Here is a 22,838-nt window from a genome sequence, read left to right as displayed (position 1 = left end):
GATTAAATCATGGGAACACTTTACGTAACACAAGCCGATGCTTTTATCGGTAAAGTTGACGAACGTCTCACCGTCAAAGCTGAACAAAAAACAATCTTAGATATCCCTTTAATTAAAATAGAAGGAATTGTAGTACTAGGACGGGCTACTATTTCTCCCGCCGTCGTCAGCGAACTTTTAGAACGTCACATTTGTTTAACATTTCTCACACAAAACGGACGATATTTAGGGCGTTTAGAACCAGAAGCTACTAAAAATATCTTTGTTCGTAAAGCCCAATGGCAAGCTGTGGGAGAATCACAACCAGCAATACATTTAGTCAGAGGATTTGTACGGGGTAAATTGAAAAATTACCGCCATAGCTTACTTCGCACTCAGCGAGAACATCCTGATACTGACATGAATAATAACATCACTCGATTGGAAAACGCGATCGCACCAATCGAAAAAACTAGCAGTATTGATTCCCTCAGAGGCTTAGAAGGTGCTGGTAGTGCAGCCTATTTCGGTTGCTTTCAACAGCTAATCAAAACCTCAGAATTTCGATTTGAAGCCAGACGCCGCCGCCCACCAACCGATCCAGTTAATGCCCTACTGAGTTTTGGGTATTCATTACTACGTCATGATGTGCAAAGTGCTTTAAATATTGTTGGCTTCGATCCCTATCTAGGATACTTACACGTCGAGCGTTATGGTAGACCTTCCCTAGCCTTAGACTTAATGGAAGAATTTCGTCCTTTAATAGTGGATGCTGTAGTGTTGTCGCTGATTAACAAGCGATCGCTAACCCTAACTGACTTTACCACCGAACCGCTCAGTGGTGCTGTGTCTTTAACCAAAGAAGGGCTGCATACATTTCTTCGCGCCTACCAACAAAAGAAACTATCGAGTTTCAAACATCCAGTCATGGGAAACAAATGCACCTACCAAGAATCTTTTGAAATTCAGGCGAGGTTATTAAGTAAGTATCTCATGAATGAAATCGATAAATATCCCCCTTTAATTCTCAAATAATTAGTCATTCTCCCTCATCTCCCTACTCCCACCATGTATATTGTTGTCAGCTACGACATTCCAGAAGATAAGCGTCGGACTAAAATCCATTCGGTTTTGAAGTCTTACGGACAATGGATGCAACTGAGTGTGTTTGAGTGCGATATCACTCCCACTCAGTATGCTAAACTGCGATCGCGTTTAGCTAAATTGATTAAACCCGACACTGACAGCGTGCGCTTTTATTTTCTCTGTGGCTGTTGTCAGAGAAAAGTCGAACGTATTGGCGGAGAACAGCCACGAGACGAAACAATTTTCTTTGCTGAGTCCGCTTCTGGCTAGGTTCCTGTATCTCAAATGCGCGGAAGGGTAGGTGTAGAAATTTCACAGCCAGAAAAAAGTGCTTCTATTCCAACTCCAGTAAGGCTTTAAACCCATTAGTCGCCTAATCCTCATCCGCGCAATCTCTGAAATGCTTATCAAAATACGATTTCAGCCTTTAAATTTTCCTGGCGCTCTTTCCAAACGAATTCTCTAATGCTATGATTCCTCTGGAATCGCGCAACCGTACCTTGAAAACTAAATACAGCTTGGCTTTCAGGCTCCCGCTATTGCAATTAATCAAAATCCCTATTAGGGATTGAAACATATAAATCAAGTGGATGAACCATTAGGTCGTCATTGCAATTAATCAAAATCCCTATTAGGGATTGAAACGAGTAAACAAAGGGCGGGAGCGGCGAAACTCATCATTGCAATTAATCAAAATCCCTATTAGGGATTGAAACTTGTTTGCCCCAAATAAGTAACTGTGCAAAACGAATTGCAATTAATCAAAATCCCTATTAGGGATTGAAACGATGACGCAGCCATCAAGTTTTTAAAAACTGACCTATTGCAATTAATCAAAATCCCTATTAGGGATTGAAACTGCGTTCAATTGAGTACCACCAAGTAGCCGCAATTATTGCAATTAATCAAAATCCCTATTAGGGATTGAAACTAGTATAGGAAAGGGAGTAAACCTCAAAGCCTCTCTCCTTTTAGGAGAGAGGTTTGGAGAGAGGTCAAAGTCAATAAGGTTCGGACAAGGTTTTTTGATGACACACCCTAAAATCGCCGCAATAATCGTCCTTTGTAGAGACGGCGATTTATCGCGTCTCTTGCCTTAACCGAGCGATCGCGGTATATTCCTTTCAAACAAAGAAATGCAAAAATGAAAGGGCGGGCAGCTGCCCACCCTAAACCATTATTTACTTAGCAATACTTTAAACAGGTGCTTGAGTAGCAGTCTTGCCAACTAGCATTGCAGCATTTTCCTCGCTTTCGAGGATACCGAATTCAATCAACAACTCTTCTAACTCTTCCATCTCAATAGGGGTGGGGATAGTAAGGTTCTTGTTGTCAATTATCTTTTGAGCCAATGTCCGATATTCGTTACTTTGAGTGCTGTCAGGTGCGTACTCGTTAACAGTCATCCGACGCAATTCTGCGTGTTGTACAATGTTGTCACGAGGTACGTAGTGAATCATTTGGGTGTTCAAACGTTTTGCCAAGGTTTCGATAAGATCGATTTCCCGGTCAACGTTACGGCTGTTACAAATCAAACCACCCAAACGCACACCGCCAGTGTGAGCATATTTGAGAACACCACGAGCGATGTTGTTAGCTGCATACATCGCCATCATTTCACCAGAGGTAACGATGTAGATTTCTTGTGCCTTGCCTTCACGGATAGGCATTGCGAAACCACCGCACACAACGTCTCCCAAAACGTCGTAGCTTACAAAATCAACATCTTTGTAAGCACCGTTTTCTTCTAAGAAGTTGATAGCGGTGATAATACCACGACCAGCGCAACCCACACCAGGCTCAGGGCCGCCAGATTCCACACAACGTACATCGCGGAAACCGGTCAGCATTACTTCTTCGAGTTCAATATCTTCTACAGCACCGCGTTCAGCAGCCAATTGTAGAACGCTTGTTTGAGCTTTACTGTGTAGCATCAAACGGGTAGAGTCAGCTTTAGGATCGCAACCAACAATCAGAATGCGTTGACCCATTTCAGCCATAGCTGCAAGGGTATTTTGAGAGGTGGTAGATTTACCAATACCGCCTTTACCATAGAAAGCTATTTGTCTAATCTTTGGGTCAGTCATGGTTGTGTTTTCCTAGAATGATTTAATTGATGGGTGGTAAGCTTGATGTAGTTGTCCACTCTTGGTGTCGTAGGGAAGTAGAGTCTATTGTCGCTAGACATTGCATCCTGGTAAAGCAGTCAAAATCAGAACATATTTACCCACGAAGCGATAGCTTAAGGGATAGAGAAATCTCTATTTCCTAATAACGAAGCCTTTAAAACTTTGACTTCAGCATTGTCAGTTGTTGTAACAGAATCCCAAATGGTTGCTCAAGCCTGAAGAGTGGTTGCAGCAGGAATTCAAATGAACGCAGATTTATTCCCTGAACCACACAACCAACCAAATTGCAATCCACTCTAAATGGTCGCTGTAACTTCTCTGATTTTGCTAATGTCAAGTCGCTAAGAACTTCTATAGCGCTTCTCGTTTCGTGATTGATGCAGCAGGATGAATTTCAGCCTAAAAGTGGTAGCTACAGGTGCAATACTTAATGCTTGCACAGGCAACCTCTAACACTCTGGCTGAGATAATATCTTGGTGAGTTTTGACAGTATGGTTAAATTCCTAACAATTGTGGAACAACACCATATTGCTTGAAGTTTTCCTTCCAAAAATCAGCAACTGCTTCAACTTAGTTTGCGGTTGAAAATGTTTGCTCCCGCAAGAATAAGTTCGTAAATATTCTGTATTTCTATTGATTTGTCAGGCTGTACTAAGAGTCTTTCTTCCCAGACTCCAAGAGTAATCGCCTTTTGTGGGTAATGCTCTAGCTAGGTTAGCCAACTCTTATTGGCTCATAACCCAGATAAATTTAGATTGACTTCAAGTTGTTACAAAGGCTACTATCCTACTCAATCTAGTTTTAGATTTTAGTGACAAAAAGATGTAGCGAAGTGAAGTGGACTTACCAGAGCAAAAAAACTTTCTTGAGCTTGCCTCAAAGTTTCTTGAAGTCTTTTGTGCTTTTCCTTTTTTGATTCCTATAAAAACCATAACATACATCTCACTAATTTATTTATCGAATCTCAAATTATTTATCTATTTGCTAGAACATTATCCTTAGGATCTTTAATAGCCATAAGTTACGCGTTCACAGATTGCTAATTAATAAAATTATTTATCATCGCCAATTTGTGCAGTTAGATACTTTTGGGTATTTGATAAAAGTATTTAAAACTAATGTTTGACAACAAAAACAAAATTCCTTCTTTTTGCAATCAAAAATTTAGTCAGTCAATAAAGTAAGTAGATTAAATAACTCACAAAATTTCACCCGATAATATAAAGTTCGCTTAATTACCTATAATTCAAAACTCCCCCTACCTTTAGCCCTACGGTTTTAATAATAAATCTTTCACCGGATAGATATAATCTCATTTCCGCATAATTTAGTTATGATTCCCACAGTCATTGCACCTTGTAGTGCTATAAATCTGGAAAATATAGCACTACCCGCATAATTAGTTATGATTCCCACAGTCATTGCACCCCACCCCCAACCCCTCCCCGCTTGCGGGGAGGGGAGACAAAGCATAGCTTTGGCGGGGTGGGGTTCTTCGGGTTTAAGAAGTAATCAAACGGATATGATATAACACCTGTGCAGTTAACGCTTGCGATCATTTCCTCGTTCCCAGGCTGCCGCCTCAATGTTTGACTGGAGACAGCAGCCCCTAATCAGCGCAATCAGCGCTTGTGATGATTTCGCATGGCTTTATGAATCTTTTTCCATCGTTCTTTCTCGGCTAGTTGCGCCCTCTGGTCTTGTTTGCGAGTAAGGTAGTCGAGTTCTTTTTGCAACTTTTGGTAGCTGAGAAACCTAGAATAATCAAGTTCTCCCTCAGCCAAAGCCTGCTGCACTACACAACCGGGTTCGTTATTATGCTGACAATTGCGGAAATGGCATTCCTGCGCCAAGGTTTCGATGTCTGCAAAAGTTTCTTGCAAACCTTCATCACCTGCCCAAATTTGGATTTCTCGCATTCCTGGGGTATCAATAATTAATCCCCCAGTAGGGAGTAAAATCAACTCACGATGAGTTGTCGTGTGTCTACCTCGGTCATCACCTTGCCGTACTGGTTGCACAGCTTGCACAGATGTGCCTTGGAGTTGGTTAGTGATGGTGGATTTACCAACACCAGAAGACCCCAACAAAGCAACTGTCTGTCCTGGTTGCAGGTAAGGTTTCAAGGCATCCAATCCTTGATGATTGGTGGCACTTAAAACCGCAATTGGTACACCCAAAGCAACTGCTTCTACTTGTGCTAAGTACTCTTCTAGAGAGTTGCACAAATCTGCTTTGTTCAACACCACTACTGGATTTGCACCACTTTCCCAAGCCAGAATGAGATAACGTTCAACTCTTCTAGGGTTAAAATCGCCATCTAGCCCTGAGACTAAGAAGACTGTATCAATATTAGCTGCAACAATTTGTTCTTCTGTTTTACTACCCACCGTCTTGCGGGAAAATTTGCTTTTCCTGGGTAAAATCTCGTTGATAGTGGCTCGTCCTTCAGATTCTCTAACAGTAATTACAACCCAATCTCCCACTGCTGGAAAGTCTTGCACTTGAGAAGCCCGATGCCGCAATTTACCTGTAACTTCTGCTGAAAGTTCTCCCTGTTCGCTATACAGGGTGTAAGTATTTCTGTATTCAATAGCAACCCTACCAACGCTAAATCCTTGTAAGCGATAGGGTTCAAAGCTGCGAGCAAAAAAGTCACTCCAGCCTAAATAATCCAAATTCATTGATGTTTCCTCGATGTGTGCTACTTGTTTTGCACAAGGCTTCACAGAGGAGGACACTTCTATGCAGGGGAACTGCCCACACAAGAATGTCTGTGAATTCTAGTTTTCATTCCTGTAGAAAAGAGGACTGAACAGAATCTCTGTGCCTTGTGTCCTTTGAGTTGGGATGGCCAAAGTAACCCGGACTGCTAGCAACTCAGTCATAGTTCGTCCTCCTTGTGTACTACAGTAAATAATCTACATTACTACATTACCCTATTCCAGAAAATTCGTTTAAGGGACTTCCAGAAATTAAATTATTCAATTTTGGGAGCGAAGACAATTGTTAGATTCTTCCTCCCCTGCTTCCCCTGCCTCCCCTGCTCACCAAAACGATGGGATATTTTTTAGTAGGAAGTCTCTAACTCCTGCCTCCTTCAAATAGCTCTTTGCCGCACATGTTGCCCATTAAGCCCTTGCTTAATCCAACTCAGACATTCATATTCAGATTTGAATAATTTTGGAGCTGCAATATTATTCAATAACTCTGGTGGGTAATGGTCATAAAAATATTTGTCTCCTTCTTGGAAGATAATAATTAAATTGTTCCGATAAATGTAGCGAGACTTAAAACTATCCCCCCGATGAACAAACTCTGAATTGTTATCGATATGTTCTTTAGCAATATCAACGATATTACTAACGCCACTTCCATATATTTTTGCTGGGTTTTCTGCCTTATGAAATTGGCTCTTGTGCCCAATCTCAGATAGCAATTTATACGAATAAATCTCGTAATTATCAGCTTGCCCAAAAACAAATGGAATAATCAGATATCCTTTGTATGAGACTGAATTTTCATAAAGAAGACGACTCATCTCAACCTCCTTTGATATAACTGCGCTCAAAAAATTCGCTTAAATCACATTCACATTAACAATCAATACTTTTAGGTTAAATATATTCATGTATTGCCTAAAGCCTCATCGTCATTTAACCAAGAGGACTATTATCCTTTTTCTCAAACAAAAAGGAATTTCAAGCTTTAACAAAAAAGTATCGTAACACTAATTATCGCTCTTTTTTTAATTACTAAACATGAGATATTTTGTAAAACTTAAAAAAGTATAAATATCATTCTGTGGGACTACTCCCCCTACTCTTGCGCCTTACCTTTCAAGACCATAAACTGAGCTGATGGGGGGGATGCTCAAGGTTATTCCAAGGTAGGGGTGGAACTGGTGTATGACTCTGTTCTAATAGCTGTTGGAAGTGACGGGCTGTACTAGGCGATCGCGCTTCTATTGGACAATGAACAAAGAAATAAATTCGCACTCCCATTTGCAACCATTGCTGAATCTGCTTTACCCACTCTTCCATAAACGGCTGATTCACTGATAAATCTGGATGAGAAATAAACCGAATCAGAGTAAAAGGTGCTGTCACACTCAATTGCAACGGTAATTTGGGTTTACGCCGTTCCGATCGCAACTGGGGGTCATCATCTCCAGTGTAGATCGGGCGCGAGTCTAACAGCACCCTTCCTACACCTAGCTTTTCTAAAAGCGCCGTCAAATTACTAGCATGGGGTTCTCTGAACCAGTCAGGATGCCGAACTTCCAGCGTTAAGGGTGCTTCTGTACGCGGCCAAGCTGACAAAAAGTTGGTCAAATCGTCAAGCAATGTCGGTGCATAACTGGGTGGTAACTGGGCAAACATTGGGCCAAGACGCTTCTCTAAAGGGCGCATCCCCTCTAGAAATTTTAAAGCAGCCGGAATATAAGGTTGTAGCAACCCTTGATGGGTAATATCTCGCGGTAATTTCAGACAAAATTCAAAACCTGCTGGTGTTTCGGCAGCCCAACGGGTTACAGTTTCTTGGTTAGGCACTGCATAAAAGGTGGTGTTACCTTCTACAGTGGTGAAGCGACGACTGTAGAGATGGAGAAAATCGGCAGTGCGAGTGCCTTGGGGATAGAGTTCGCCCACCCAACCTTTATATGCCCAAACAGCACAACCGATAAAAAAGTTCACAGTGCCTAAATGCCTTGATGTATCATATTCAATTTTACAAGCAGGTTGTAGGGATGCAATACTTCTCGGTTAGCGCAATTAGTCGTTGCAGATCCCCCCAACCCTCCGATAAATTGGGGGGCTTCTAACCCTCTTTTACCCCCTTTTTAAGGGGGTCGCCGTAGGCGGGGGGATCTGAATTTAGGACGGCTCAACCCTTATCCGAGAAGTATTGTGTAGGGATGGATGAAGCTAGGTCAGATTCCCAACTTGTTAAAGGATAGTGGCGATCGTTAAAAGCGCAGATTGCTTACTCAAAATGCTTGATTGCTTACTCATTTCGGTAGATTTAGCAAGTAAAAAGGCATATTGCTTACTCAAAATGCTTGATTGCTTACTCATTTCGGTAGATTTAGCAAGCAAAAAGGCATATTGCTTTCTCAAAATGCTTGATTGCTTACTCATTTCGGTAGATTCAGCAAGCAAAAAGGCATATTGCTTTCTCATTTCGGTAGATTCAGCAAGCAAAAAGGCATATTGCTTACTCATTTCGGTATATCGCGTATTTAAAACCTCGTTTCCAGCCTGTGGCTGGAAATGTTGCTCATATCATGTCCGCTTGATTACTTATTAAACCTCAAGAACCCCACCCCGCCTGCGGGGAGAGGCTAGGGGTGGGGTGCAATGACGACTGTGGAATCATAACTAATTACTCGGACTTGATATTCATTGGACTGCTGCCGCTCAGTTATTGATAAATTGCACCATCAGGCATAATTGCCCCTGCTAAGTTAGTACCAACTAGTTTAACCAGAAGACGCTCACCAGAACGAATCCGCGCTCCTGTCAAGTCGGCTCCTCGCAAGTCGGCCCCACTAAGATCCGCTCCAATCAAATTAGCCGCGCGTAAATTCGCCTCCCTGAGATCCGCTAAAAGTAGGTTTGCCCGAAATAAATTTGCTTCAGATAAATTCGCACCTCTGAGGTTGACTTTGTGCATAAAAGTATCGCTGAGATTAGCACCGCTCAAATTGGCATAACTCAGATTTCTGCCAGATAAGTCTTTATTGCTCAAATTTGCCCGACTGTAGTCTTTGCCACTCAAGTCTGAGTTTTGCTTTGGTGGTTTCTGGATTGTTTGAGATGGTTTTTCCTGTTGAGGTGGCGGTGAATGATGTGTATTTTGATGTTTGGTTTTTAGAGAACGCAACTTTTCACGAGCTTCATTTATGGCTTTCAGCTTGTCTTGTGCTTTTTGCTGTAAACGGAGATTGTCTTTGGGAATGCGATCGGGATGCCAAACAAAGACTAAATCTTTGTAAGCCTGGTTCACTTCGTCAAGTGTTGCCCCAGGCTCTAATTCCAAAACTCTATAGTACCGCTCCAGATCGCTCATACGATATTTTGGTGGACAATCAACTTAATTATGAGTGATGGAGCCATCTATTCGCCGCATCATTTGTTATAGATCGTGGGGCATTGGGCATTGGGCATGACTCAAGAATCAATAGTTTTTCTTCCCTTGCCTCCCCTGCTCCCCCTGCCTCCCCTGCTTCCTCTCTTCTCATCTCCCCATCTCCCCATTTCTCCATCGAGCGATCGCTCTCAAATATGCTGCAACTGGAATCTGATAAATTTCAATAACAATCCAAACAATAATTGATAAGTGTGACAAGAAAGTTAATACCGTCCAAATATATGGCGTCCAGGTAATAGGTTCCTTGAGATTAGCAGGAAAATAGTAAGCTACTATGCCAATTAAACTACTGGGAAGAATTACAAAAACTGCTGCTGCTAGTCCATAACCCCAACCTAATTCCACACCTTCTAACTGGGCTTCTGTCCAACTAAACCCATTCCAACGCCAAATTAAGGGTGGATGCCTAGAGGGCATCTTGATTTGCTGGAGTTCTAGGTTAACTGTAAAAATCTCTTGACAAAAGTCACAAGCCATAGCTTCCATCAATGGCATATGAGAAATCTTACCTATCCGACAGACTGGGCAGGGATAAACTCCATAATAGTCGAAAGATTGGGCTAAGATTTTGGAACTGGGCATAATGAAACTGAATGTTCCTAAAAAGTTGATCTGGTCAATGAGGACTTAGGGAAGAATAATAATGTATAGCGATCGCCAATTGTCTGCAATTAGCTTTCACAAGGTGAGATGACAAGTCAGGAGAATTATATATTTTAACTTCTCAATCCTGGTTTGAACTTCTGAGCGACGGAAGCCACCGCTTAGAGTTCTCTCTGATTACCTTGATTTGGCTGTATTCTATGTCATTAGAGAATCACCATATTGTGAATTTTTAGATTTTTCACCATTGATTTTTGATCCTTTATACTACTCATTAGTCATGACACAACAATATTTGTAAACTTACTATGGTGATATCTAATGACAAACCACTTTCTTCGTCTACGCAAACAAGCAACTAGTACTTCACCACACAATCAGAACAGGGCGTGATTTTGAATTGTGCAAAGCGTTACTAGCCTTGACTCCTACAGTTAGTTGTACTGAGTCTATCGCTTTTTTATAGTTTGTGGGGGTCTTGACACCGCTTACTCTTCCTGTTAATGTTAGCTTACATAGGTATAGTTATTAAGTTTTCCAGCAAAAGCCCCGCAAATGCTCAACACAAATTCCTACTTTTATTTTTGGTTTAGGGTGGTTCACCGGGAGTGAATCGAGTTTCCTAATGGAAACCGCCCGGTGAACCGCAGAGGCAACTCTGCGGTTTTTGTTGTTTTAAGGAGAATTTCATCGTCATGACTTATTTCAGTAGCTGGTTTTATGGCTTTTACTTTTGGCCCAGACTAAATTCCGGGTAAATAGCGTCATGTCGATGAATCAGAACGCGCCCGGAACTCTTCAAAGGTTTCGGGCTTTTTTTTATCGCAAAATAGTCCCCAATACTTAATTTTTAGGAGAATAGAACCATGATTAACGCCAAACTTGCCGGACAATCCCATCTGAACCACCAGACAATCGTTAAAATCTCAGAAAAAGTCGCTTTCGGGGGCAAAGAACTGGTAATTATCGGCGGCCCCTGCACTGTTGAAAGCTTAGAACAAATGGAGATAGTCGCCCGAAAGCTATCTACTGCATCGGTACAGGGATTGCGTGGCGGTGTCTACAAACCCCGGACATCTCCCTACGCTTTCCAAGGTATGGGAGAGTCAGGATTGGAGATTTTGGCAATGGTGCGATCGCTTTACAATATGCCGGTTGTCACTGAGGTAATGTCAATTTCCCAAATTGAAGTAGTCGCCGCCCATGCTGATATGCTTCAAGTTGGTAGTCGTAATATGCAAAACTTCGACTTACTCAAAGCTTTGGGACAAGCTGGTAAACCAATACTACTTAAGCGTGGGTTAGCAGCGACAATTGAAGAATTCGTGATGGCTGCTGAATATATCCTCAGCCACGGGAATCCTGATGTGGTGTTGTGCGAAAGAGGTATCCGCAGCTTCGATGATTACACTCGTAACGTCCTGGATTTAGGAGCAGTGGCAGCACTTAAGCAAATAACTCACCTACCTGTGATTGTAGATCCTTCCCATGCCGTCGGTAAACGGGAGTTGGTAGCACCTGTGGCTAGGGCTGCGATCGCTTGCGGTGCTGATGGATTAATTATTGAATGTCACCCAGAACCAGAAAAATCTGTTTCTGATGCGCGTCAAGCACTTTCTTTAGAAGATATGGTGCGTTTGGTTGATAGTTTAAAGCCTGTAGCAACAGCCGTTGGGCGGAGTATATCAGATGTCGGGGCGGGTTTAGAACCTGCCCCGATTTTTTGTGCTGCTTAAATTTAGTCATTGGTCATTGGTCATTGGTCATTGGTCATTGGTCATTGGTCATTAGTCATTGGTCATTAGTCATTGGTCATTGCTACTAAGCTAAAAATCTTTTAATTTGCATCCTCAAAAAAATGAATCTCTTGTGGGGTGGGCATCTTGCCCGCCCTAGTTGTGCAAATTAAATGCGCGACAGCTTAATGACTTTGATTTTCGCACGGTTTTTTATGAAAACGATAGCGGAGCGTTAACGAGTCTACGAGTGTCGCGATCGCAAGAACGTGTGGCAAAGACTTGCGATTTTTTTTGTAGGCGTGGGATCGGTCAAAATATCTATTTTGGCTTAATTACAAACAGCGATGCCTACGGCGGTAAACTACGCTTTCGTAAAATAAAGTTGTTGCTTGGGCTATTCCATTTGTTCTCAAACAATTTTTGCAACATAACCCTATATACAGCAGTTTTCTTTTGGATGGATGAACTACAAAGTTATGGGTTTTGAGGCAGTTCTTGCTGGAGGTAGAAACTCTTTATATCTGATGCGTGAGTCCTGTATTTTCTACCTCACTTAAAAAGCAAACTGCTGTATAAAAATAATTTCTTTCCAAAAGGGGTAGGCGAAAAAAACAATTATTAGTACACTAATGTTTAGCTTAACTAATATTATGCTTTTCTAATTAGAATTAATCGCAACCAACCATCCATTTTGCGGAAAATGCGATGTCTAATGACAAGCTAGTACGTGTCTGTGCTTTCCCCTTTCCCCCAGAATTGTTGATATGCGCTGTTTAGCCCCTGTTCAGACGATAAACCCTTCGTCCTTGGCTGTTCAAATTGTTCCTCGTTTTCAGAGCATTATTCAAAGAGGGCGGTTCTCGGTACTTATGTTAGGTATAGCCTATTTATGTACTGCCTGTAATGCTTCCGAAGCCCAATCCAGTGGAAAAGAAGCAGGAAAAAAACGAGCTGTGCCAGTGGTGGTTGCCACTGCGACTCAAAAAACGATTCCAATACAGCTATCGGCTACGGGAACGGTGGAAGCATATTCCACGGTATCTGTCAAGTCTCAAGTAGGCGGACAACTTACGGGAGTCTATTTTCAGCAAGGACAGAACGTTAAGAAAGGAGACTTGTTATTTAAAATTGATTCCCGCCCTCTACAAGCCGCTCTGATGCAAGCTAATGCTGCCAAAGCCAAAGATTTAGCGCAGGTGAAACAGGCACAGGCAAATGTTCTCCAAGCGATCGCCCAAGTGAACCAGGCAAAAGCGAATGTAGTCAAGGATAAAGCCCAGGCAACAAATGCAGATGTGCAAGCTCAACGTTATGCTAACTTGCTCAAGCAAGGGGCAATCAGCAAAGAACAGGCCGAACAGTATCAGACTACTGCTAATGCTCAACAAGCGACAGTGAACGCCGATCGAGGTGGAGTCGCAAATGCTCAAGCAGCAGTGGCGGCAGCTCAAGCAGATGTACAAAATGCTCAGGCAGCAGTAGCATCAGATGAAGCTGCGATCGACAATGCCAAAGTTCAGCTTTCCTACAGCTCCATCTACTCGCCAATTGCTGGACGCACAGGTAGTCTGAAGCTAAATCAAGGCAACTTGGTACAGGCAAATGCCACCGATCCGCTAATTACAATCAGCCAAATTCGCCCGATTTACGTCAACTTTTCCATTCCCCAGCGACTGCTGCCAGATATCAAAAAATACAGTGCTAATAATGGCAAATTAGAAGTCGATGCTTTACCTCCTAAAGATGCAGGGCATCCAGTACGAGGCGAACTTACCTTTGTCGATAGTGGAGTCAATACCCAAACAGGCACAATTCAACTTAAGGGTACTTTTGCCAATGCTGACGAGCGGCTGTTTCCGGGACAGTTTGTCAATGTAGTACTCAAACTCAGCGAAGAACCAAATGCCATTACTGTGCGTTCCCAGGCTGTACAAAGCGGACAACAGGGGCAGTTTGTGTATGTAGTCAAATCCGACAAAACAGCAGAAATGCGTCCAATTACGGTAGGTGACACCGTTGGGAACGAAACGGTAATTAAGCAAGGGTTGAAACCAGGCGAACAAGTAGTCACTGATGGACAATTCAACCTAGTGCCTGGTGCCACAGTCCAAGTGAAACCGGAAGTAGGAGGCAGAGGGGCAGAGGGGCAGGGGGCAGGGGGAGCAGGGGGAGAAAGGTAAACTTCTCGCTCAACACTCCTTACTCAGCACTGGCTCAACTTTAGCTATCCGCTAACAGCACTCATTCAAGGGAACGCGATGAACATTTCCGAGCTATTTATCCGGCGTCCAATCATGACAACCCTAGTTATGGTTGGCATTTTGATATTTGGGCTGATCGGTTACCAACAGCTACCTGTTAGCGACCTGCCTAATGTAGATTATCCAACACTCCAGGTGACAGCTAACCTGCCCGGAGCTAGCCCAGAAACGATGGCTGCCTCAGTAGCAACTCCTTTAGAGCAGCAGTTTTCGAGCATCGCGGGATTGAGTTCGATGAACTCTACCAGTTCTTTGGGTACTACACAGCTGACGCTGCAATTTGACCTCAACCGGGATATCGACGGGGCAGCACAAGATGTGCAGTCTGCTATTTCTAAAGGAGCAAAGCAGTTACCTACTAATATGCCTAATCCGCCATCTTACCGAAAGGTAAATCCGGCGGATCAGCCAGTTCTCTATATATCTCTCAATTCGTCTATTCTGCCCTTGTCAACTGTAGATAAGTATGCTGAGACATTGTTGGCACAACGTCTATCAATGGTGGATGGGGTGGCGCAAGTGCAGGTGTTTGGCTCCCAAAAGTATGCGGTACGGATTCAACTTGACCCCGAATCATTGAGTGTAAAGGGAATAGGAATCGATGAAGTAGCTGATGCGATCGCTAATGGAAATGTCAATTTACCTACTGGCACACTTTACGGTCAACAGCAGAATTCTACCATCCAAGCAAACGGTCAACTCAACGATGCCGCTAGCTATCGTTCCCTGAATGTAGCTTATCAAAACGGCGCACCAGTGCAGTTAGCAGAACTGGGTCAAGTCTTGGACAGCGTGGAAAATGATAAGATTGCGAGTTGGTATTTTCCTGTCAAGAAGGAGAGTAAAGGAGCAGGGGAGCAGGGGAGCAGGGGAGCAGAGGAGCAGGGGAGCAGGGGAGCAGGGGAGAAGTCCCAATCTAAAATCCAAAATTCTGGCGTGCGGGCGATCGTTTTGGCAATTCAGCGCCAACCGGGAACTAATACCGTTCAAGTAGTAGATGCAATCAAGAAACTGCTACCCACCTTTCGGACACAGATTCCGGCGGCTGTGAGCATGGATATCCTCTACGATCGCTCCCAGTCAATTCGCGAGTCGGTGGATGATGTACAATTCACGCTGTTACTCACCATCGCTCTAGTGGTGCTGGTAATTTTTCTATTTCTTCGCAATATCTCTGCTACAGTCATCCCTAGTTTGGCAGTACCGCTTTCGATAGTAGCGACCTTTGGGGTCATGGTGCTATTGGGTTTCTCCCTCGATAATCTATCGCTGATGGCGTTGACTCTTTCAGTAGGTTTCGTGGTTGATGATGCCGTAGTCATGCTGGAAAATATTGTCCGCCACATGGAAATGGGCGAAAGCCGTATGGAGGCAGCCCTAAATGGTTCTAGAGAAATTGGTTTCACAATTTTATCCATGACCATCTCCTTAGTAGCAGTATTTATCCCTATCCTTTTCATGGAAGGAATTTTAGGGAGATTATTCCGTGAGTTTGCCGTTACTATCAGCGTTGCAATCTTGGTATCTGGCGTAATTTCCCTCAGCTTAACGCCAATGCTGTGTTCCAGATTCTTAAGTCCACCTCATCATGAGCAGGAGGGTGAGAGAGCAGGGGGAGCAGAGGGAGCAGGGGAAGCAGAGGGAGCAGAGGGAGCAGGGGAAGCAGGGGGAGAAATTTTTAATTCTCAATCGAAAATTAAAAATCGAAAATCCAAAATTCAAAACTTTAACCGTCGTCTCTACAACTTTTCAGAAAACATCTTTAATGTGATATTGGGGGGATACGATTGGAGTTTGAAGAAATCACTCAAGTATCACCGCACAACGATGGTGATTTCGGGAGCGATTCTTTTAGCGACAGTGTATCTATTTATAATTGTGCCGAAAGGGTTTGTTCCCAACGCAGATGTTGGACAAATTACTGCAACTACCCAGGCATCGGAGGATATATCCTTTGATGAAATGGTAAAACATCAACAGGCTGTAGCTGCGATCGCTTATCGCGATCCGAATGTCGATTCCATCAACTCCAGCGTCGGGGCTGGCGGCCCAAATGCTTCCGCCAACGCCGGAAGAATTTTAATCGAACTCAAGCCGCGTCATGAGCGCCGTCTCAGTGCTGATGAAGTTGTGCAGGAACTCCGACCGAAGTTGTCAGTTGTACCTGGAATTAAGGTATTCTTACAAAATCCCCCAGCGATTAATGTGGGTGGACAACAGACAAAAGCGCAGTATCAATTTACTCTGCAAACTCCCAATATTCAGGAACTTTACCAATACGCTCCAGCTTTAGAAGAAAAATTGCGATCGCTCTCAGATTTACAAGATGTCAATAGCGATTTGCAAATCAAAAATCCGCAAATAAAAGTAGACATCAACCGCGACCACGCTTCGGCTCTAGGTTTGACCGCCAATCAAATCGAAACTGCCCTGAGTAACGCTTATGGTACTCGCCAAGTTTCCACCATCTACGCCCCCGATAGCCAGTACCAAGTAATTATGGGCGTGGAACCAAAATATCAGCAAAATGCCAACGCCCTGGATTTACTCTCAGTTCGTGCCCCCAACGGACAACTTGTACCTCTCAACGCTGTAGCAACCTTGAGCAAAGATGTCGGCCCCTTGACCATCAACCACAAAGGGCAACTAGCATCTGTCACCTTCTCCTTTAACCTGAAGCCAGGAGTATCACTCGGTAACGTCACTGGCAAAATTGAGGAACTGGCTCGTCAAACATTACCACCCACTATTAGTACAGGTTTCCAAGGTTCAGCGCAGGCATTCCAGTCATCAATTCAGGGTTTAGGATTGCTACTGCTGGTTGCCATCTTGGTGATTTATATCGTGCTGGGGATTCTCTACGAAAACTTCATTCACCCGTTGACTATCCTTTCTAGCTTACCCTCCGCTGGATTTGGGGCAATACTGACCCTGTTGCTGTTTCAAGTTGACTTGAATATTTACGCCTTCGTGGGTATTATCCTGCTGGTTGGCATTGTGAAGAAAAACGGGATCATGATGGTTGACTTTGCGATTATTGCCCGTCAAAACGGCAAAACCCCTTATGAGGCTATCTATGAAGCTTGTTTGGTGAGATTCCGTCCAATTATGATGACGACAATGGCAGCACTTATGGGTACGCTACCCATCGCCCTCGGTTTAGGAGCCGGAGCAGATACACGCCGTCCCCTTGGTTTAGCAGTAGTTGGGGGGTTAGTGTTCTCGCAGTTTCTCACGCTTTATTTGACACCCGTTTTCTACACCTACATGGAGTCTTGGCAAACCAAGATGAAAAAACGTAGCTGGCGCAAACAGCCAATTTGACATTCCCTTGACTGAACAAATAACGCTTGGTTCATTTGCTCTTTTTAATCACTAACTCTTGACTCCCTTCATTTTAGAGGGGAGTTTTTTATGTATCATAGTTATTTTTGCTAGTTTGCTTTGATTAACTTTCCCATAATTGCGATCGCAAATCACAGTCTCCAAACATCGAAGAGCCGTAGTATGGCACTTGAGATTGAAGGAAGTATAATATTCCGTACAAGAGCTAGGCTAATGAGTATCAAAGGTGGATTCATCCAGTTCAAATACTCGTCAACGGAGTTCAACGGCTGAACAAGCCTTAGAATTGCAATACGCTTAGAATAAGTTTTTTTCCCTGCCCCCTTCACGCTCATATCAGTTTTGCTTAGAGGAATAAAGCCATGACTCAAGCCTTACGCAAACTAGTTACATTCGATGAATTTGTTGCTCAGTACCCAGACAACCCACAAAGACGTTATGAACTCCATGATGGAGTAATTGTTGAGATGGCACAACCGACAGGCGACCACGAAGAGGTTACAGGATTTTTGGTCAGAAAACTGAGTGTAGAATTCGATCGGTTAAATCTTCCCTATCTCATCCCAAAAACAGTATTCGTCAAACCACTTGAAAATGAATCAGCTTATTCACCAGATGTCCTAATCCTAAATCAGCCTAATTTAATAAATGAACTTCTATGGAAAAAAGCATCAACTGTAAGCCTTGCTGCATCCATTCCTTTAGTGGTGGAGGTAGTGAGTAGTAATTGGCGTGATGATTACCACAAAAAATACGCTGATTATGAACAAATGGGAATTCCTGAATACTGGATTGTGGACTATGCCGCATTGGGTGGTCGGGAATTTATTGGCAAACCAAAACAATCTACTATCTTGGTTTGCTGTTTGGAAGAAGGTGAGTATCTAATTAATAAATTTCGAGATAATGACCGTATCCAATCACCAACTTTCCCAGAGTTGAATTTAACCGCAGAACAAATTTTTCGCGCTGGTGTAGTCAGCTAAATTTACGGTGTCTATTAAAATTACATCAGAATTCAGGAGTCAAGAGTCAGAATTGAGGAGTTAGAAGGCAACCCACACGCAACTATTCACGCCGACCTACTTAAAATTATGTCTGAGGCAATTATTCAATCTGAATTATTGGATGACAAAGCTGATAAAGAGCAAAACCTCTCTCAGATTCTGAATGTACAGGAGTTAAGTGTTCTAAACGATCGCTCCAATAGCAAAGGGCTGGTTCAACTGGCTTTACATCTCACAGTCATGATTTGCAGTGGCTACCTGTGGGCAACGAACTTTGGCAATTGGTCGGTGGCTATACCAGCACTGGTAATCTACGGCTTCAGTCTGGCTTCAATGTTTGCACCGATGCATGAATGCGTTCATAGAACAGCTTTCGCTAACAATCGTTTGAATGAAGCTGTGGCTTGGTTTTCCGGCTTGCTCTCATTTTACAACAGCACGTTTTTTCGTCGTTATCATAAGTGGCATCACCGTTACACTCGCGTTCCTGACAAAGACCCAGAACTGACCGATCCCAAACCGAGTAATCTGGGAAAATACTTGTTGATAATTAGCGGTTTACCGTGGTGGTGGGGTAAAATAAATGGGCATTTTCAGGTTGCAACTGGTCAATTTGACGATTTTCCATTTGTGCCAGAAGCAGCACGAGCCGAAGTTATTCGTTCTACACGTTGGCAATTAGGTATTTATGGTGGTGCGTAGGCGAAGCCCGTCGTAGACATCGCTCTTTCAATTGTAGTTAATCAGCCTTGGTTTTTCCTCTATTGGCTGCTACCCATGCTTGTCGGTCAGCCGATTCTCCGTTTCATTCTGCTGGCAGAACATACGGGTTGCACTCTTGACGCAAATCTGCTTACGAATACCCGCACAACCCTGACCCTCTGGCCTGTGCGATTTTTCATGTGGAATATGCCATTTCATGCAGAGCATCATTTGTATGCATCAATTCCATTCCATGCCCTACCAAAAGCACATCAGCAATTGAGCCAACACTTTACCCATATTGAACCTGGCTATCTGAAAGTCAATTGGAATATCATAACTAATTCGTAATTAGGACACACAGTAAATTGCTGGCGTTGGCGATCGAGAAACTTTAACATTTCTTCCTATTCCCGTGTCACCTGTCACTTATTCCTATTTCCTTTGATTTTTATTTGCTCTAGACTCGAACTTAATGCACCTTTATCTTTTAATGAAGAATGATTAAGAAAAACGAGTATAGACAAACATGATAAAAATGCTAGCTGAAAACTTGATGGGAATTGAGGCAGGATTACAAATTAATTGGGTTTGGCTAAATGCCAGCTTACAGTTCGCTAGTTGGGCACTCTTCTCACTTTTACTCGCTGAGGTCTTGAGAGACAGCTACCATGCTTTGTGTCACCAAGTCAATTGGCTTGCTAAATGGCACAACAAGCACCACATGGCCTATCGCCGTGATTTATCGATAGTTTCCATGAAAATTTACCAAGAATCCCAGTTATATCACGACATTTTAGAGTCGAGTCTACTGCTGGTGGTATTGGTGGTAATTGCCTTAATTGTCCAGCAAATGGGGTTATGGTTGGGAGTAGCTTATGGTTGCACCTTCTTGTATGGCGCATCTGTACGATATTTCCAGGGAAAAATTGATACAGATTTCAACCACCTACCCGGCCCTTTAGAGACAATACCATCCATTTGGTGGGTGAATCGGTCTTACCATTGGCGGCATCATTTTGATGATGTCAACGCTTATTACAGTGGTGTCTTTCCCCTAGTGGATAAAATTCTTGGTACAGGACTGTCTCTTAAAGGTAAAACGATCGCTTTAACCGGAGCATCAGGAGCGCTGGGACAAGCGTTGGCGGCTGAACTTGTAAGGAATAATGCTAAAGTCGTCGCATTAACTACTAATCCAGAAAAATTAGTAGACCAAGTTGGGGTGAAGGTGGTTCCCTGGCAGTTGGGTAACGAAGCCGAACTGAGGAATAGTTTAGAGAAAGTAGATATTTTAATTATCAACCACGGAATCAATGTCTACGCCAGCCGCACATCGGAGGCTATCAACTCTTCTTATGAGGTGAATACCTTTTCAGCTTTGCGGTTGATGGATGTATTTTTGACAACTGTAACAGGGCCACAAGCAAAAGCAACCAAGGAAATTTGGGTAAACACTTCTGAGGCTGAGGTTTCTCCAGCACTGAGTCCGCTTTATGAACTCAGCAAGCGATCGCTAGGAGATATTGTTACCCTGAAGCGTTTGGACGGAAATTGTGTAATTCGCAAGTTAATTCTTGGCCCATTTAAGAGTCAACTGAATCCTTATGGAGTGATGTCTGCACAGCAAGTTGCTCGTGCCATCTTGTTTTTCGCGCGGAGAGACTTCCGAAATATTATTGTGGCAATAAATCCTCTCACCTATCTGCTGTTTCCCTTAAAAGAAACTAGTACATCGCTATACTATCGAGTCTTCAGCTGCAAAGCGAAAAGTGAACAGGACTTACGCAAACAATAGCCGAAACGCTGATTTTCAGTAGGGGTAATTCATGAATTGCCCCTATAACGCGTAGTTTTGCATAGGCGTAGCCCGCCGCAGGCATCGCTGAGAGTGAGTGCTGATTATTTAATGTTGAAAAAAGCTTATGCTTATGCACTTTTAAAATGGAAAGTCTCTTCTATTCCAGATTTTGAGAAATTAGGAAAGCAATAGTAATGCCATCTCTGAGCATTATTTACTATAATAAAATGTAATGAAAAGGATAAAATATAAATAATGAATATAAATTTTGACGATTTAAAGGTAATGTTTAAAATATTAGTCCCTGATTCATTAGGTAAAAAGAAACCGAAAGAAAAGGGTGATTTCTTTGAAGACCTGGTTACTCCTTTGTTCAAAAATCAGAGATGGAAAGTTACTGCACGCAACAAAGTTTTACCAGGAGCAGAAATTGATATATCTGTAGAAGATGAACATACGAAACAAACAGCATTAGTACAATGTAAATTTCATGAGGCTAGAACAAGTATAGTAATAGCATTAAACATCTTTAAATTACTGAATAGTAATTTAACTAAACTAGAAGTTACTAAAAACTTAAATTTAAAATCTCAAGGTGGCACAATTGAAAATGCTCTTCAGGATTTGCAAAAATTTTTACCTCTTGAAACTCAGCAAAACTCAGGTTTAGTAAAAATACCTAATAATATTAACAAGTTGAACGATTATGAAATTGCTGAAATTATTGCTGATTATTTAGAATCTCATGTATTAATTCAAGAAATCTATAGAGAATATCAGCCTGATCAATGCTTTCATTATGATGATTTTGATAAAATTTTATTAAAGAATCGTTATGTAAGTAGTAGTAGAGATCCCAAGGACTACCGTAGTAGATTTTTATCATGGTTTTGTTTTGCTGGTTTACTAGAAATAAGAGAAGATGAGTGGATATATAGACCTATTAATTCTAGGAAAGGAAAGCACAAAGCAAACGTTTCGGACTGCGAGTTTAGAAATAAACGAAGAAAAGATAAATCTAAAGGAAAATATCGGCAGTTAAACGCATTAGATTTACTCTAACAAAGCTTAAATAGATCACTTCCAATATAAGTAAATTTAATTGAAGTCGAAGAGCCGATATACTCACATTTCAACTTCAGTCGGGATAAAATGCAAAAAATGATTAAACAGATGCAAAACCAGTAAACTGTCTCACATGAGGCGATCTAAAACCTAAAACTATATCTGTTTTCGGCACACCTAATTCTACTAATTCATTAGCTACACCTTCCTCTGTCAAATCGCACTGAATCCAGATTTTTCCATTGATAATATCTATATGAATCACCGAACCATAAGTCCGTTTTTCACCTTCCCAACCTAGATGAATTACTAAATAGTGATTTTTTTGATTATCAAATATTAATTGTATTTCCGTTCCCTTGGCTAAATGACTTTCTGTATGTCTTGCTAATACTGTTTGTACTAATTCAGGATAATTCATTCCTTCCATAAAACAATCTCCTTTTTGCTACTTTCAAATATCAATAATTTTAATTTATGTTCAGCAATTATTTCTTGAATCACAGGTATCAGAAAAAAAGCTGTATATATTTCATAACTAATTGCTAAATATAAAATACGATCGGGTTCTTCTTTTCTTAAAATAGAACGGTAATTAAGTGTTTGTCCTAAAGCTGTATGAAATTCACTAATGGCTGATTTTCCCAAAAACGATTTTATTTCAACTGCTATTTTTTCTCCTTCTTTTTCTGCTCCTAAAAGTCTTTCTGCTCCTAAATCAAGACGAAATTCTATCGTATCTACTAGAAATATTAAAGGATCATCAGTAATTAACCAACCATCTTTCTCTAAAGCTAACTTAACAGCATTATGAAAAAAATCTTTTGCTGACATACAAACCTACAATAACACCCTCTATCCTAATACGGTTCAGTTAAGGGCTAGTGGCAAAAATTTTGGGTTTTCGAGACGCGATAAATCGCCGTCTCTACAAGTGTTTTGGTCTTATCTGAACTGTATTGCCCTC

General features: G+C 42.1%; 17 protein-coding genes, 1 pseudogene and 1 CRISPR repeat array. Of the genes and pseudogenes, 9 read left to right on the top strand and 9 right to left on the bottom strand.

Annotated features, from left to right (window positions below):
* Positions 1–9: 9 nt before the first annotated feature.
* Both cas1d and cas2 read left to right on the top strand, forming a co-directional pair.
* On the top strand, positions 10–1,014 hold the full coding sequence (gene cas1d / locus V7L01_RS17040; protein WP_335036690.1) for a type I-D CRISPR-associated endonuclease Cas1d: 1,005 nt from the start codon (positions 10–12) through the stop codon (positions 1,012–1,014).
* 33 nt (positions 1,015–1,047) lie between these two features.
* Positions 1,048–1,335, top strand: coding sequence for a CRISPR-associated endonuclease Cas2 (cas2, locus tag V7L01_RS17035; protein WP_335036688.1), 288 nt, complete (start codon positions 1,048–1,050; stop codon positions 1,333–1,335).
* A 268-nt stretch (positions 1,336–1,603) separates the two neighbouring features.
* A CRISPR array of direct repeats spans positions 1,604–1,996; the repeat unit is 37 nt; unit sequence ATTGCAATTAATCAAAATCCCTATTAGGGATTGAAAC.
* A gap of 265 nt (positions 1,997–2,261) precedes the next feature.
* Here cas2 and nifH read toward each other — a convergent pair.
* The 7 genes from nifH to V7L01_RS17000 all read right to left on the bottom strand — a co-directional run bounded on the left by nifH (position 2,262) and on the right by V7L01_RS17000 (position 9,930).
* The gene (nifH, locus tag V7L01_RS17030; RefSeq protein WP_335036686.1) at positions 2,262–3,152 is read right to left on the bottom strand and encodes a nitrogenase iron protein; all 891 of its coding nucleotides are present in this window, start codon (positions 3,150–3,152) and stop codon (positions 2,262–2,264) included.
* A 1,665-nt stretch (positions 3,153–4,817) separates the two neighbouring features.
* Positions 4,818–5,879, bottom strand: a complete 1,062-nt coding sequence (gene rsgA / locus V7L01_RS17025) for a ribosome small subunit-dependent GTPase A (protein ID WP_335036684.1) — start codon at positions 5,877–5,879, stop codon at positions 4,818–4,820.
* A 416-nt stretch (positions 5,880–6,295) separates the two neighbouring features.
* Entirely contained in the window at positions 6,296–6,736 is a 441-nt protein-coding gene (locus tag V7L01_RS17020; RefSeq protein WP_335036682.1) for a hypothetical protein, read from the bottom strand.
* A gap of 298 nt (positions 6,737–7,034) precedes the next feature.
* A complete protein-coding gene (locus V7L01_RS17015) occupies positions 7,035–7,892 on the bottom strand; it encodes a DUF72 domain-containing protein (RefSeq protein WP_335036680.1) in 858 nt (285 codons plus the stop codon).
* Positions 7,893–8,144: 252 nt separating this feature from the next.
* Complete coding sequence (locus V7L01_RS17010) at positions 8,145–8,420, bottom strand: hypothetical protein (protein WP_335036678.1); 276 nt, start codon at positions 8,418–8,420, stop codon at positions 8,145–8,147.
* 199 nt (positions 8,421–8,619) lie between these two features.
* The gene (locus tag V7L01_RS17005; protein WP_335036677.1) at positions 8,620–9,267 is read right to left on the bottom strand and encodes a pentapeptide repeat-containing protein; all 648 of its coding nucleotides are present in this window, start codon (positions 9,265–9,267) and stop codon (positions 8,620–8,622) included.
* 168 nt (positions 9,268–9,435) lie between these two features.
* The gene (locus tag V7L01_RS17000; RefSeq protein WP_335036676.1) at positions 9,436–9,930 is read right to left on the bottom strand and encodes a hypothetical protein; all 495 of its coding nucleotides are present in this window, start codon (positions 9,928–9,930) and stop codon (positions 9,436–9,438) included.
* Positions 9,931–10,817: 887 nt separating this feature from the next.
* On the opposite strand from V7L01_RS17000, the gene aroF reads away from it, so the two are divergent.
* The 7 genes and pseudogenes from aroF to V7L01_RS16965 all read left to right on the top strand — a co-directional run bounded on the left by aroF (position 10,818) and on the right by V7L01_RS16965 (position 21,868).
* Complete coding sequence (gene aroF, locus V7L01_RS16995; protein WP_335036674.1) at positions 10,818–11,687, top strand: 3-deoxy-7-phosphoheptulonate synthase; 870 nt, start codon at positions 10,818–10,820, stop codon at positions 11,685–11,687.
* An 872-nt stretch (positions 11,688–12,559) separates the two neighbouring features.
* Entirely contained in the window at positions 12,560–13,870 is a 1,311-nt protein-coding gene (locus V7L01_RS16990; protein ID WP_335036672.1) for an efflux RND transporter periplasmic adaptor subunit, read from the top strand.
* Between the two features lie 78 nt (positions 13,871–13,948).
* Entirely contained in the window at positions 13,949–17,275 is a 3,327-nt protein-coding gene (locus V7L01_RS16985; protein WP_335036670.1) for an efflux RND transporter permease subunit, read from the top strand.
* 383 nt (positions 17,276–17,658) lie between these two features.
* A complete protein-coding gene (locus V7L01_RS16980) occupies positions 17,659–18,282 on the top strand; it encodes a Uma2 family endonuclease (RefSeq protein WP_335036668.1) in 624 nt (207 codons plus the stop codon).
* A 108-nt stretch (positions 18,283–18,390) separates the two neighbouring features.
* Positions 18,391–19,356 (top strand): annotated as a pseudogene (locus V7L01_RS16975) (fatty acid desaturase family protein).
* Between the two features lie 178 nt (positions 19,357–19,534).
* A complete protein-coding gene (locus tag V7L01_RS16970; RefSeq protein WP_335036666.1) occupies positions 19,535–20,803 on the top strand; it encodes a bifunctional sterol desaturase/short chain dehydrogenase in 1,269 nt (422 codons plus the stop codon).
* A gap of 258 nt (positions 20,804–21,061) precedes the next feature.
* Positions 21,062–21,868 (top strand): hypothetical protein, encoded by an 807-nt coding sequence (locus V7L01_RS16965; protein WP_335036664.1) that lies wholly within the window; start codon positions 21,062–21,064, stop codon positions 21,866–21,868.
* Positions 21,869–21,971: 103 nt separating this feature from the next.
* On the opposite strand, the gene V7L01_RS16960 is transcribed toward V7L01_RS16965, so the two are convergent.
* Both V7L01_RS16960 and V7L01_RS16955 read right to left on the bottom strand, forming a co-directional pair.
* On the bottom strand, positions 21,972–22,301 hold the full coding sequence (locus V7L01_RS16960) for a XisI protein (RefSeq protein ID WP_292761589.1): 330 nt from the start codon (positions 22,299–22,301) through the stop codon (positions 21,972–21,974).
* A complete protein-coding gene (locus tag V7L01_RS16955) occupies positions 22,289–22,705 on the bottom strand; it encodes a XisH family protein (RefSeq protein ID WP_335036662.1) in 417 nt (138 codons plus the stop codon). The genes V7L01_RS16960 and V7L01_RS16955 overlap by 13 nt, the downstream gene beginning before the upstream one ends.
* Positions 22,706–22,838: the final 133 nt, after the last annotated feature.

It is taken from the genome of Nostoc sp. (assembly GCF_036917095.1).
Lineage (GTDB): Bacteria > Cyanobacteriota > Cyanobacteriia > Cyanobacteriales > Nostocaceae > Nostoc.
Note: the sequence above shows the minus strand (reverse complement) of the source record. Positions and strands in the feature narration are given on the sequence as shown.